Raw genomic sequence first — 13706 nt, forward strand, 5'->3', positions numbered from 1 at the left:
CTGGTTCATGGTGTGAAACGTCAGTAAGCCGGGTCGCGCCAGATGGGGCATGTCATGCAATGGCCGCCACCACGGCCGCGGCCGAGTTCGGAGCCGCGAATGGTGATGACCTCGATCCCCGCCTTGCGCAGAAGCGTATTCGTGTAGGTGTTGCGGTCGTAGGCGACGACGACGCCGGGCTCGAGCGCGACGACATTGTTGCCATCGTCCCATTGTTCACGCTCGGCCTGGTAGGAATTGCCGCCGGTTTCGACGGTGCGCAATTGCGGCAGCTCGAGCGCCTCGGCGACGACATCGAGCATCGGCCGATTTTCAGGGTGGATCTCGAATGTGCCGTCGTCGTCCTTGGGGTACATGCTGTAGCAGCGGACCTGATCTACGACCTCGGCAAACAGGGTGACGACATCGCGATCGCAAAAGCTGAAAACCGTGTCGAGGTGCATGGCCGCACGGCTCTTCGGCATCAGGCAGCCGACCACCCTCTTTGCCGCCTTGCTCCTGAACAGGGCTTGCGCCACCTGGCCGACGGCCTGGTAGGTCGTACGCTCGCCCATGCCGATCAGCACGGTGCCGTTGTCGATCGGCATGACGTCGCCGCCCTCCATCGAGGCATTGGCGAACGGCTGGTCCGAATCGCCCCACCAGATCTGGAAATCGCCGCCGAGGAAGATCGGATGAAACTTGTAGATCGCACGCTGGATCAGCGTCTCGGCGCGTCGTGCCGGCCAGAACATCGGGTTGCAGGTCACGCCGCCATAGATCCAACAGGAGGGGTCGCGTTGAAACAAGGTATTCGGGATCGGCGGGATGACGAAATCCGTCTCCGGCAGGGCGCTGAGCATCAGCGACTTCGCCTTGACCTCAGGCAGATCGGAGATTGCGATGCCGCCGATCATGAAGGCGGCGAGCTGCGCGGCCGGCATTTCATCAAGCCATGGCCGCATCGCCTCGGCGATCTGCGAGCCAAGCACATTCGGGGTAATGCGTCGGTCCAACAGGAAATCGCGCGCCTGCTGGTTGGCGAGCGTCTGGCCGAGCAAGTCGTGGAGTTCGAGGACTTCGACCCCCCGTTCCTGCATCTTCAGCACAAAATCAAAATGGTCCTTCTGGGCCTCGTGAACCCATAGAACATCGTCAAAAAGCAGATCGTGGCAATTGGCAGGCGTCAGGCGCTGATGCGCCAGCGACGGTCTGCAGACCATGACGGTTCTCAATTTCCCGACCTCCGAGTGAACCCCGAAACCACGCATGTGGTCCTCCTTTCAGCCTTCTGGATCGCGGCCGCACCGCCCGTTCTTTGAAGACCAGATTATTTCGGTCCGCTCGGTCGTGTCATTGATCGCAGACAATCCGCGGTGCGGTATATCGACTCTTGACCGCCGACCGGCTGCCAGCGGTGCTGCCGTCGCCCTCAATGAAGGCCGGAGCCGTCGCTGCGACGGTTTTGCCATGGGCGCCAATGAGTAGGGTGAATGTCGAGCATTTCGCGGCTGATGGCATCGATCCAGCCGTCGGAAAGACGCTGGCAGGGGAAAACCAGGGCATGAACGCCTTCATCGTCGATGACGGCGAGTTCTATGTCCTGTTCGTACGGAGCTTCGAGGGGCAACCGCCACATAACCGAACCCTCCCAGAGGATCCACCAGCGTCAGCCGGACGCGAGATTCCGGCACATCATTTGCCTGCATGTTTCGGATCGCGCGCCCCCGGATTGCCAGAGACTATTGGCCGGTGCCGGGTGCCGGCACGGAACCGATGTCATGCGCACGGCTATTCCTTGCAGCTCTCCTGGGCGTCCACCGGCGTCAGCATTGTCGCAGGCGTCGCCATCGCGACGGCAGGGACGCTTTTATCTTTCGACGTCCTCAAATGGCTCTTCATCTTTGCGTCTCACAATAATGGAAGAACGGGACGGGGGCATTGAGCCGGATCAATGGCGACGACGCCCGACGCCGGGCGAGGGGCGCCAAAGGTTGCGGCCGAAGAACAATAGAGGCTACGCGATACTACACGGATTAGCTGTCCGGGGGTGGTATCGTCAGGTTACTGCCTGAGGAAACTGACGGTCCATGGGGCCAGTACTTCGCGAGGGGCTGAGGAGACCATCATGCCGATCAAGATGGAAGCGCCGCATGCTGTCGACGAAGCCGGCCCGAGCGAGGCGGCAGGACGAGTCTCCGCCGCGACGTCGCAGACGCCGCATCGCGAGATGGCGCGCGCCTTTCGTGAAGGAAACGGCGGGCCGCGGATGGACTGGATCCGGCAACTCCACGAACATATGCCGGACGCGGTGTTTTTTATCAGCGACCGCCATAGGATTTCAGCCTCCAATAAGGCCGCGGCCGCCTTGTTCGGCTATTCGGAGCGTGAATTGATTGGCCGAAAGATCGGCTTCGTCTGGCGTCCGACACCGGATATTCGATTGAATGGACGCTGGGCGGACCAAGGGGCGGTGCGTGCCGGCCTGGCGATCACCAAGAGCGGAACGCAGTTTCCGACCGCCCTTACCATTATCAGAAAGCATGACGAAAAAGGCGTCTTCACCGCCGCGATTTTCGAGGACTTTCGAACCGAGGGTGAGACTTTACGGCAAGTTCGCGAGCTGCAGCTGGAGATTGCCCGCCTTGCAAGAGTGACCGAACTGGGAGAGATGGCATCCACTCTTGCCCATGAACTTTCTCAGCCGCTGTCCTCGATCGCGGCCTATTCCGAAGGGTGCGGGCGTCTCGTCACGGGCAAGCGCCACGGACGCAGCGAAGAGCTCCGAGAAGCGCTGCTGGAAATTAAGCACCACGCGCTCTGGGCAGGAAGTATCGTTCAGAACGTCAGAGAATTCGCAGAGCGTGGCGCTTCCGAGAGGACGCCGGAGGCGATCCACGAGCTGATCCACAAGGCGGCAAGACTCGCGCTCATCGGGTCGCGGCGAAAGGACCTGCATACGGACTTTCGGCTCGAAGCGGTGCAGGACACCGTTCTAGCAAACCGCGTTCAGATCGTGCAGGTGCTCACCAATCTCGTTCGCAACGCCCTGGAAGCGACGGAGTGTGTCGAGCAGCCCCGCATTGCGATCCGAACGGCAGTGGACAGTTTCGCGCATCTCGTTGTCGACGTGTCCGACAACGGCTGCGGGATTGCAGCCGAGATCGAAGATTCGTTGTTTCGCCCCTTCGTGACCGGCAAGCCCCACGGCCTCGGCATGGGCTTGGCCTTGTCCAAGCGCATTGTCGAGGCGCATGGAGGCCGGATAGGCGCGCGCAGGAGAACAGAGAGCGGTTCAGTGTTTTCGTTCTCGCTTCCGCTGGTGGAGATTGAAGCCGATGGCGAACGACCTGACGATCCATCTCGTCGATGACGAGGAGGCGCTGAGACGATCTTTGACATTCCTGCTGGCATCAGCAGGTTTTGCCGTGCGGGCCTATAGCTGCGCAAACGCATTTCTCGATCTTCTGCCCCTTTCGGGCAGAAACTGCCTTGTGACGGATCTGCGCATGCCTGATGTCAACGGCATCGAATTGCTTCAGCGCCTGCGACTGTCCAGCGTAAACGTTCCGGCGATCGTCATTACCGGCCAGGGCGATGTCGCGGCAGCAGTGCAGGCGATGAAGGCGGGGGCATCGGATTTTCTTGAAAAGCCGCTTCGGGAAGAGGCCCTGATCGCGGCTATCAATCTGGCAATGGGACAAAGGCGACCCGGCCGCTCGATTGCCGATTCCGAAAGCGTCGCGGCGCGGCTTCGCCAGCTCACCGATCGCGAACATCAGGTCCTGACGGGGGTGCTCGATGGTCTGCAGAACAAGATGATCGCCTACCAACTGGGCATCAGCTCGCGCACGGTGGAGGTCCATCGCGCCAATGTGATGGCCAAGATGGGTGCTCGCAATCTTGCCGAGCTCATGCGTATGGCGGTCACAGTCGATATGGTCGTGCAGTCGAGCGCCGAACGGATTTCGCCCGTCGCCGCCTGGCCAGCCTGCGCCCGATAATTCGAAGAAAGCCAAGCTTGCAACTTCAGGCTCGTGAGATATGATGCTTTAGAATATGCTTACATAATTGCGTGATCTTGTCGTAGGGGCGAGCATGAGAAACGCAACACAGGTCAATATAGTCAGCAGTCCTGGACCGACCGCTGAGGAAATCTGCAGGCAAGTTGAGCGAATTCTTGCAAGTGAAGAATTTCACGCGCCGCAGCGCGGGCGAAATTTCTTGGGATTTGTCGTCAACGAGACGCTTGCCGGTCGAGCAGGCTTCCTGAAGGCGTTCACCATCGCAAATGTGGTGTTTGGTCGGGAAGCATCGTTCGACCCGCAGAACGATCCGGTCGTCCGGATCGAAGCCGGCCGCATCCGAAAGGCACTGGAGCGTTATTATCTCGTCGCAGGCCAGGCGGACGAGGTCGTCATCACGGTGCCGAAAGGCGGCTACGTGCCGCATTTCGAATATCTCAGGGACGCGTCGGCGCCGACACGGCCTGAGAAAGACCGCAATGTGCAGATTGCAGCCGTCGCGGATCAAACCTATTCGCCACGGGAGCCGCAGCGCCCGGCTCTGCCGACCGCTCGCGGCCGCGGGACTGGCCTGCTGGCCGTCCTTATTCTTCCTTTCCTCGCCCTTGCCTTTGCCCTTTTTGCTCGAGGCGGCACTCCGATCAGGCCGCCGCCGTCGGGGGTCCTTGCGCCGACGGTCGCCGTCGAGGTTTTTGCCGAGAGCAGCCTCCTCGATTCCAGTTCGGATATCGCCCGCGGCTTGAGGGACGATATCATCGGCCAGCTTGCTCAGTTCGATGACCTCGTCGTGGTCGCCGAACCGTCGACGGGTGATCATGCCGCGGCTGCCGACTACGCGCTCCAGGGCAATATCCAGATGGATGGGAGCAGATTGCGCTCCGTTGCCAGGTTGGTGCGCCAGGCAGACGGGGCCGTCATCTGGGCGAATAATTTCGACGCCGATCTTCGCGCTCAGAACAAGCTCGAGATTCAAACAGATGTCGCCCGTCAAATTGCCGGCGCGATAGCGCGGCCCCATGGCGCCATCTTTCAAGCGGAAACGGCCATGATCGCGCAGTCAGCGCGGAAAGCAGACAAGGACGCCTATGCCTGCGCTCCGGCCTATGGCAGCTATATCGAAACGATGACGGCGAAAAACCATGGCGCAGTACGCGAGTGCCTGGAACAGGCAATCCGGCAACGTCCGGATAATGCGACATCCTGGGCGCTCTTGTCCCTGGTCTACCTCGACGAGGTGAGATTTCGCTACAAGCTCGGCACACCCTCTTCATCCGAGGCGCTGGCGTTGGCAGCCGCTTCGGCACAGCGGGCGGCATCGCTGGCGCCGGATAATCCCCGCGTCCTTCGCGCCGTCATGCTGGTGAACTTTTTCCAGGGCGATATCGACAAGGCCATTGCCGCCGGGACTGCAGCCTATGCTGCAGATCCCGATGATGTGGAGGTCGCCGGCGAGTATGGCCTGCGATTGGCCATGGCCGGAAAGTGGCAATCGGGTTGCGAATTGATATCGATCGCGCTTGACAAAAATGCCGGGCCCAGAGGCTATTACGAGGCCGGCATGGCAATGTGCGCATTGATGAGGGGCGATATCGAAGCGGCGGAAGAATGGTCGCGGATAGCCGGTCTCGACGGCAACCCGATGCGCCATCTTGCCCTGCTGTCCATTCTCGGAGCCGCAGGCAAGATGGACGAGGCGAAGCTGGAGCGGGATTGGCTTCATATGAACGCCCCGGCATTGATGACGAATATCCGCCAGGAGATTTCTCTGCGCCTGCAGCGCCCGGAAGATCAGGAAAAGTTCTTCAACGGCCTGCGCGCCGCGGGCGTTGCCATCGACCTGCCGTCGGGAGAATAGGGGGACGAACGATCCCGATTGGACGGTCCCGCTGGTGATGGGCGCGTGATCGCATGCGATGGCTATCGAAGAGAGCCGGCGCCATTCAATTTGCGGCTGGTTGAAATTTCCAAGATGATTTGCGCGGCAATTTCGTCCTCGACATCGAGGGTGGTCTCATCGCGCAGATCGCGATCATATTGATTTGCCCAGACGACGGCGCCGTCGGCGCCGTTGATCAGGCGGACATGCAGATGCAGGACCGTACCTTCGACAAGGGTGCTTCCCTGAAGATTGAACAACGAGCCGCTCGTCTCCACGCCAGATCGGCCGGGAGCAAGCACGACAAGGCTGTCCACTCTCATGAGTTTGGCGATCAGCTGATCGGCCAGTCCCTTGGCAAGATCCGCTCCGCGCGTCGTGCCGCCGAGTGCCGCAAAGGGTTCGACGACGATTCTGGTCTTGCTTGTCAATGTCGTGGTGGGCGGCGTTTCGGACGGCGAGAGGTAGGATTCGAGTGGACGGATGAGGGCGAGCACCGCTATTGCGCCGAAGAGGGCCGGAATGCCGATTGGCAGGAGAAGATCGCGGTAGCGCAACGGGCGCTCACGCCCGGGCTGACCCTGCTCATGCCCGGGCTGACCTTGCTCATGCCCGGGCTGTTGCTTGTTCTCGCCATCTGGCGCGGCAGCGATCTCGGCGTTCGAGTCGTCTTCCCCACTCGAAAAATGCGGGGCATAGCCCCCTTTGGGAATGGTGATTTCTATCAGGTCGCTGTGTCCGCAGACGAGATAATATCGTTCGAGGGCGCGGCGGATACGTCCCGCTTCGATGCGAACAACTGGATCATTCTGTGCATCGAAGGAGGCATCGCGTCCGAAAACCGCCTGCGCAATCGTCGAGGCTTTGAGTTGTTCGCCGCGCCCGTCAAGTGTCTCTTCGACAATATACTGCAGGAAGCGACGCCCGCGTTCAGGCGCGAGGAATTCCGGACTTGCGAGGATACGATCAAGCTGTAGGCGCACGTTTTCGGGTTCTTGGCGTGCCTGGCCGGCCTGTCCCTCTTCCGGTACCATTTAGACCTCCCGCGATGCCGCCCGCATCGCCCTCAAGGGATGACAGCTTTATACACCTGCCGGTGGTCGCCGGCTTCCGTAGCAATACGTAAGGGATATCTCGAATACCGAGACATTCAACGATTGCTTATGCTTGAGGTGGATGGGGGCGACACACATGTTTCAGGATCGGGCGATCGAAAAATACACCATGGTTCCCGGCCACCACCAGGGAACTTGCGCGTCGCCTAAAGATCAGTCGATCAAACTCCGCGCCGACGAACCGATCTACAGCGAAGGCGAATATGCCCTTGCGATTTACCAGGTCGAAGCGGGCGCCGTCCGGATCTACCGCCTGACATCGAACGGCCAGCGGCACATCCTATCCTTCTGCGGCAAGGGCGAATGGTTCGGGCTCGAAAGCGGCAATGTCCGGACGGATTTTGCAGAAGCTATCTGCGAAACGCGCCTGAGATCGTTTCGCACCAATCAGGACGCGGTCGTCCCGATCGATCTTTTGCACATTGCCCTGACGAATCTCGCAAAGGCGCAATGCAAGCAGCTCATCATCAGCGAGCAAAGCGCCTTGAAGCGCCTTGCTGCCTTCGTTCAGGAGATGGCCGATCGCCATCCCGAGGATGCGGAATTCGATATGATGATGTCTCGCAGCGATATCGCCGACTATCTAGGGCTGACGGTCGAAACAGTCGCTCGGTCGTTCACGAAGCTCCGGGAAAAATGCATCCTGCGGCTTGCCGGCAAATCACAGCGCATAGTCCGGCTTCTCGACCGCGATGCGCTTATCGCCTTGACGATTTAATGCACGCCATCAGAGGGATTGAAACATGACATATGCGTCCCGCCGAAAACCGATCGGATTGACCAAGCGAGTTTTTGCCGGCCTGGTCGGCGCCGGGGCTTTGGCGGCGGTTCTTCAACCGGCTGTCGCCTTCGCGCAGGACGATCCCTTTTCTCAGTTTCCACTGGTCATCCATTGCAAGTCCAACGAGACCTTCCATGCCTTTTACATATCGCGCGTCTCTCGGGACGGCGTCGCGACCTATGTTGCGTCCGACCGGATCGCCGGGACGATCACGCTTGATGGAAAGGCAAAGGCAGTCGGTGGTGCAGGCGGCGGCAGCTGTGTCGGCAAGACGCTGGCGGAGCTTCGCGCATCGCAGCAGGCTTATGATTTGAAACCTTAACGCTTCGGTCCTACTCTGCGGCAAGATCACTTTGCCGATGTCGCCACATCTGTCTGCTGGGCGCGGATCGCCTGAGCGGCCGCTGCAACGCCGCCACCCTTGTCATCGCCGCCGACCTGCACCGTCGGCTGTGCGAACGCGATGCCATTGGCCAGGAACACTTCGCGAATCTTGGCATAGGCCTTGCGGCGAATATAGGTCTGCATGCCCGGAACCGTCGTCATGGCGAAGCTCAGGACGATGCCATAGTCGGCGAACTGCTCGACGCCCTTCATCTTCAGTGGTTCGATGAAATGCTGGCCGAGCTCCGGATCTTCGATCAGTTCGGCCCCGACTTTCTTGGTCAGCTTGCGCGCCTTGTCGATGTCGGTGTCGAAGCCGACGGTGATCCTGAATTTATCGATCACCCAGTCCCGGCTCATATTCTCGACGGCGCCCAATTCGCTGAATGGCACCGTGAACACCGGGCCGCGATGATGGCGCAGACGCACCGAGCGCAGGCTGAAGCTCTCCACCGTTCCCTTGTAGTCCTTGGCCTGAATATATTCGCCCACCCGGAAGGCATCGTCGAGCATGTAGAACACACCGTTGATGACGTCCTTGACCAGGGTCTGCGAGCCGAAACCGATCGCCACGCCGAAAATGCCCGCTCCCGCAATCAGCGGGCCGATCTGCACGCCGAGTTGCGCCAGCACGATCAGCCCCGCCATGACCGCGACAGCGACGGCGAGCGCATTGCGAAAGATCGGCAGAAGTGTGCGGAACCGGGCGCGCCGGGCGGCGTCGGCCGGCGCGAGCGATGTCGTGCTGGTCGATATGCGCAATGTTCGGTCGATCCAGCCGCGCGCCACCTGCCAGAGAAGGTCGGCAACCACGAGGATCAGCACGCTCTTCAGGCCGCCGTAGTACAAGGCGGCGAGCGTCGGGTCGCGCTGACCGAGCGTATCGGGATTGAGCTGCCAGACGAGTGCCAGCCATCCCACCGCAAGTGCGATGACAACGGCGCGTGCGCCTCGGGCGATGAGGATACCGCGCAGACTGCCGGGATCGCTGGTGAAGGACAGCGCGACCCGGCCGACCGCGTTCAGGATCCCAGGCAGCACCAGCGCATAGATGCCGATCCAGAACAGGCCCCTCATATTGAGGCACCAGATGAGCCATAAGGCGACGAGGAAGGCCGTTATCGCCGCTTTCCTGGCGCGGCTCCCCTCCCAGACCGACCACACCGCCTCGATGGCAAGCAGCAGCCCGACCACCGAGAAGCAGTAGCTGATGGCCTTGCTGACGTCAGGGGAAACGCCAAGCGGCTCACTTACGGCCGTGGTCGCGACCGCAAAACAAATGACGCCGAACAGGATCAACAGCCGCCGCCGCAGGGGTAAACCCATCGTTGCGACGGACAGGAGTGCAGCCGCCAATCGAAAGAGGATGAAGGCCGAGAGATAGGCAAGCAGCGTCAAGCGCGCGAGCGGCGGCCATTCCACCGCGAAAAAAACGATGCCCATCGCGCCCGCGAATATGCCGACCGGGATAAGCCGGCCGAACAATGCCTCGCGGCGCGCGGCAAATCTGCGATAAACCGCCTCGGCGGCAAGGCCGAAGGCGACCAGACCGCCGAATATGAGGAAAACCGGCGCATAGCCTCTGCTGGCGGCCTCGCTCCTGGCTCTTGTCGCCGCCGCCGTCACTTCCGCCGGGATTGCCGGGATCGCCGCCAGAATCGCATGCACGCGCGCCCGCGCGCCTGCCTCCCAGTTGGCCAAGGTCGAATGTCCCGCCGGTGAGACGGGTGTCGCGGTCCCGCTTTCCTGCTTGCGGCTATCGAGCCAGGCTTTCACCTCGGGATCCTGCAACAGGCGCACGAGTTCGTCGATCTTCTGCTGCGGGGCCGCCGGCGGAGCCTGCGCCAAAGCGCTCAGCGCGAAGAAAAAAGCGGCGGTGAAGGAAAGAAGCCATTTCAAGCTGGAACTCCTCACTGCGTCAGCGGCTGTTTTTTCAGGTCGCCCTCGAGCGTCTCGTTGGCGGATCGTGGCGGCCTCCCGCGGGTGACGGGTTGTTCGACGATCATAACCGGCGCCGCCACAGCGGTAGCAGCAACAGTGCCGATATTCGTCACCGTTCCGCCGACGACGGCGGTAATGCCCTGGCCCAGCGTGACCTTGGAATCGGTCAGCGTCTGGCCGGTCATCAGGCGCTGGCCGATGAGCTGGACGATCTCGGGACTTTCGGCGAATTTGCCGTGGTTGAGCCTATCGTTGGTCTTCACTTTCGTCAGGTCAATGGCGGTAATGCCGGCTTTCTCAAGCTTCGAACGGTAGGGCTCTTCGGCCGGATTGATCGCGCCGAGACGGGAGACGCGCCCGGTGATGAAGCTGGAGACCGCAAGCGCCTTGTCGTCCTGGGAGACGAAGATCGTGAATTTCGGACGCGGCTCGCCCATCTCCACATATTGTTTGGCGAAGACCTGGATATCGATGTCGGGCGAGGCGAGGATGACATTGTGGATCTTCGAATTGACGTGGCCGTCGCGTATCCCCATCTGCCGCAGGGATTCCATGGCAAGCCAGGTCCCCATCGAGTGGGCCATGAGGGTGATGTCCTTGACGTTGGGGTCGGCTGCCAGCGTGCGCAGCGCCTGCTCCAGTGCGGTGCGCGAGTAGTTCGTACTTTCCTTGTCGTACTCGTAGGCGGTGATCTCCGCTCTCGACGGCCAGGTGAACAGGACAGGCGTCGCCTGCATCTTGCTGTCGTGCACGATCTGCGCCAGCCGGAAAACGGAATCCTCATAGGTATTGTTGAAGCCGTGAATGAAGACGAGCGCATGCCCGCCATTCACATGCTGCCGGAACCAGACGCGGCCCTGCGCCACCGTGTCGATCTGCTGCACATTGGTCACCGCAAAGTCGGTCGCCGGATTGGGCGGAAGCCGCTTCGGCCACTGCACGGTGCCGGCTTCGCGCTTTGCCGGGATTGAAATCGAGATCTGCGTCAGATGCGGTTTGGGACTGCGCTCGCCGTTGAACAGCGTGGCCGGGTTCCCGGAAGGCTCGCGCGTGGTCGCAACCAGCATGTCGACCTTGGACGCCGGTGGCAGCGACGAGGAAATTGAAACCGGCGTCATCACGCCACCCGGATGCCCGCAACTTGCCAGAAGAAGAAAAAGAGCCACGCAACGTCTTGCCATTCACGCATCCAGCAATCGTTCAAGGGGGAGCCTTCCGAGCCTCGGATAGTAGCAGGCGGGGTATGGCGGCGCCTGTAGCATCACGTAATATCTGTGGCTTTCAAGGCGATCGGGATGGGTCGGTCATCAAGGTCCGATGTCGCCTGAGCGAGCCGCTCCGGCCTCTCTTCAAATGATGAACGCCGAGGGCAAATTCGTCGATATAATGCCTGTTACATTGCCACGAGCTATCAAGAGGGAACGACGCTTCGACTGGGGTTTGATTTTTCTTGAAACCAAAAACAAATTTACTTCGCCCTCGGAAACGCTCGTTGGAAATCATTGGAGGCGGGGAAAGAATACCCGATCAAGGTTCAGTTTGATCGCAGCCCGATCTGGGATGCGACAGCAACCGCCCGCGACATTGGCACCTCCATGCTTCTGGTGGCGACAACAACGGATACCAATTTCGTAGCGGCAAAGAAGCTCACCGGAAGAGCTGAATTCAATGGTCGCCAGATTGCGAAGCTCCGGTTGGACCGATCGGCAAAAGCGATAACCGCAATGTTGGATTGCCAACGTGCCGTCAACGAAGTGACGGCGAAATCAGCTCCATCGCCGTCGCAATAGGACCCCTTCGAGCAGACCCCCAAGAGCGAAGTGAAGTCTTCTGACGATCCCTTGATCTATAATGAAAGCCTTGTCTCTGATTGACTCCGCTTTCAAACATCAGCCGTGACGATGTTATTCGTCGTCGGCGAAGCGTGAGTCCGCCGCATCTTTGCCGATCCTCTTTGCCAATTCCTCAATGAAGAGGATTTATCCTTGTGCCGGAACTCAGCGATTCGGCTTCAGGACCCGCAATGACCAGAGCAAGACGCCGCCGTATCATCCGGACACGACGCACCCTGACCGGGATCGCCCTTGTCGGCGCGATCTCGTTTTTGGCCGGCATGACCGATGCGACCGGCCTGTTGCTGACCGGCGATTTCGTTTCCTTCATGACTGGCAACACCACGCGGGCGGCCCTCTCCCTCAGCGACGGCAATCTTTATCATGCGGCGGTGCTGATCTCCGCCATTGTCGTTTTCGTGCTCGGCAATGCGGCCGGCATCGTCATCGCCCATGTCTCCGAGCGCCGGATATTCGTCGTGCTCGGCTGCGTCGGCCTCGTCCTGGCGCTCGCTTCGATGACGACCGGCCAGAGCATGATGCTTGCGAGCTTCTACCTGATCGTCTGTTCCATGGGCATGGTGAATGCCGCCGTCGAACATATCGAAGGCCTGCCGATCGGGCTGACCTATGTCACGGGCGCGCTGTCGCGTTTCGGCCGCGGCATCGGCCGCTGGATCATCGGCGATCGCCGTGTCGAATGGACGATCCAGATCGTGCCTTGGGGCGGCATGATCGCCGGCGCGATCGCCGGCGCCGTCCTGACGCGGCTGACCGGCGCCCAGGCCTTATGGCTGGTCTCCGTCTTTGCCATGGCGCTGGCGTTTGCCGCCATGTTCATTCCCCGGCCGCTCCAGCGGCGCTTCAACCAGAAGCTTGCCGCGCACCGCTCGGCCGCTATGCGCGGCAAATAGAAGCGTCGCATTCCTGTTACCCTCGAATCGGATAGGAAGGATCGCTGTCGTCCCCAAGGAGTAGATCGTGTTCCTGATTTCGAAGCTCGTCTGGATTTTCTGCCAGCCGCTGTCGCTGGCATTCCTGCTCGTCTTCTTCGCCCTCGTCGCCGGGCTTTTGCGCTGGCGTGCCTTGAGTATCGTTGCTGCAACGGCGAGCGCGCTCATCCTCTTCGTCACGCTCTACACCACGGCCGGCAACCTTCTGATGCAGGGACTCGAGCAGCGGTTTGCAAAGCCCGCCGCCGACCCGGAGAACCTGCAATGCATGATCGTGCTCGGCGGCGCCTTCGAAAACGAGGTGAATACGGCCCGCCACGGCATCGAATTCAACGGCGGCGCCGACCGCTTCGTCGAGGCCCTGCGGCTCGCGCAGAAATTTCCCGACTCGCGCATTCTGGTGTCGGGCGGCGACGGCTCCATGTCAGGCATTTACGAAGGCGATGCGGCGGCATCCGAGCGTTTCTTCCCGCTGTTCGGCATCGGCAGGGAGCGCCTGATCGAGGAGACGCAATCGCGCACGACCTTTGAAAACGCCGTCAACACACGGGAATTCCTGGCGAGCCAGGGCCTTTCCCATTGCCTGCTGATCACCTCGGGTTTCCATATGCCGCGCTCCGTCGGCATCTTCCGCAAGCTCGGCATCGATATCGTGCCCTGGCCGACCGATTATCGCACCGACGGGCAGGTGAGGCCGGGCCTGGATTTCACCCAGCCGAACCTCAATGCCCAGAACATGGCGACGGCGATCCGCGAATGGTACGGCCTGGTCGGCTATTATCTCGCCGGCCGGACATCGGAGCTTTATCCGCGCGCTGAG

General features: G+C 60.8%; 12 protein-coding genes and 1 pseudogene. 8 read left to right on the forward strand and 5 right to left on the reverse strand.

From position 1 onward, the window contains the following. Positions 1–20: 20 nt before the first annotated feature. Together arcA and EFD56_RS03530 are read right to left on the reverse strand one after the other, a co-directional pair. Positions 21–1250: an arginine deiminase gene (gene arcA, locus EFD56_RS03525; RefSeq protein ID WP_126904672.1), complete on the reverse strand. Its 1230-nt coding sequence runs from the start codon at positions 1248–1250 to the stop codon at positions 21–23. Positions 1251–1411: 161 nt separating this feature from the next. Beyond that, complete coding sequence (locus EFD56_RS03530; RefSeq protein ID WP_126904673.1) at positions 1412–1618, reverse strand: hypothetical protein; 207 nt, start codon at positions 1616–1618, stop codon at positions 1412–1414. A 489-nt stretch (positions 1619–2107) separates the two neighbouring features. On the opposite strand from EFD56_RS03530, the gene EFD56_RS03540 reads away from it, so the two are divergent. The 3 genes from EFD56_RS03540 to EFD56_RS03550 all read left to right on the forward strand — a co-directional run bounded on the left by EFD56_RS03540 (position 2108) and on the right by EFD56_RS03550 (position 5859). Continuing rightward, the gene (locus tag EFD56_RS03540; protein ID WP_126904675.1) at positions 2108–3352 is read left to right on the forward strand and encodes a sensor histidine kinase; all 1245 of its coding nucleotides are present in this window, start codon (positions 2108–2110) and stop codon (positions 3350–3352) included. Next, positions 3318–3983: a response regulator FixJ gene (gene fixJ / locus EFD56_RS03545; protein ID WP_126904676.1), complete on the forward strand. Its 666-nt coding sequence runs from the start codon at positions 3318–3320 to the stop codon at positions 3981–3983. The genes EFD56_RS03540 and fixJ overlap by 35 nt, the downstream gene beginning before the upstream one ends. A gap of 94 nt (positions 3984–4077) precedes the next feature. After that, complete coding sequence (locus tag EFD56_RS03550; protein WP_206513405.1) at positions 4078–5859, forward strand: hypothetical protein; 1782 nt, start codon at positions 4078–4080, stop codon at positions 5857–5859. Between the two features lie 62 nt (positions 5860–5921). On the opposite strand, the gene EFD56_RS03555 is transcribed toward EFD56_RS03550, so the two are convergent. Then, a complete protein-coding gene (locus EFD56_RS03555; protein ID WP_126904678.1) occupies positions 5922–6914 on the reverse strand; it encodes a hypothetical protein in 993 nt (330 codons plus the stop codon). Positions 6915–7056: 142 nt separating this feature from the next. On the opposite strand from EFD56_RS03555, the gene EFD56_RS03560 reads away from it, so the two are divergent. Beyond that, the gene (locus EFD56_RS03560; protein WP_126904679.1) at positions 7057–7713 is read left to right on the forward strand and encodes a helix-turn-helix domain-containing protein; all 657 of its coding nucleotides are present in this window, start codon (positions 7057–7059) and stop codon (positions 7711–7713) included. Positions 7714–7738: 25 nt separating this feature from the next. After that, positions 7739–8098 (forward strand): hypothetical protein, encoded by a 360-nt coding sequence (locus EFD56_RS03565; protein WP_064817185.1) that lies wholly within the window; start codon positions 7739–7741, stop codon positions 8096–8098. A gap of 26 nt (positions 8099–8124) precedes the next feature. Here the strand turns inward: EFD56_RS03565 and EFD56_RS03570 are convergent, their stop codons facing one another. Both EFD56_RS03570 and EFD56_RS03575 read right to left on the reverse strand, forming a co-directional pair. Then, entirely contained in the window at positions 8125–10059 is a 1935-nt protein-coding gene (locus EFD56_RS03570) for a mechanosensitive ion channel family protein (protein WP_126904680.1), read from the reverse strand. A gap of 11 nt (positions 10060–10070) precedes the next feature. Next, positions 10071–11282 (reverse strand): alpha/beta hydrolase, encoded by a 1212-nt coding sequence (locus tag EFD56_RS03575; RefSeq protein WP_126904681.1) that lies wholly within the window; start codon positions 11280–11282, stop codon positions 10071–10073. Between the two features lie 321 nt (positions 11283–11603). Between EFD56_RS03575 and EFD56_RS03580 the strand changes: the two genes are divergently transcribed. The 3 genes and pseudogenes from EFD56_RS03580 to EFD56_RS03590 form a co-directional block, all read left to right on the forward strand. Continuing rightward, positions 11604–11891, forward strand: a complete 288-nt coding sequence (locus EFD56_RS03580) for a hypothetical protein (RefSeq protein WP_126904682.1) — start codon at positions 11604–11606, stop codon at positions 11889–11891. A 233-nt stretch (positions 11892–12124) separates the two neighbouring features. After that, positions 12125–12847 (forward strand): YoaK family protein, encoded by a 723-nt coding sequence (locus EFD56_RS03585; protein ID WP_126904683.1) that lies wholly within the window; start codon positions 12125–12127, stop codon positions 12845–12847. A gap of 67 nt (positions 12848–12914) precedes the next feature. Further along, positions 12915–13700, forward strand: a pseudogene (locus EFD56_RS03590) (YdcF family protein); the annotation flags it as partial. Between the last annotated feature and the right edge of the window lie 6 nt (positions 13701–13706).

It is taken from the genome of Rhizobium phaseoli (assembly GCF_003985125.1).
GTDB lineage: Bacteria > Pseudomonadota > Alphaproteobacteria > Rhizobiales > Rhizobiaceae > Rhizobium > Rhizobium phaseoli.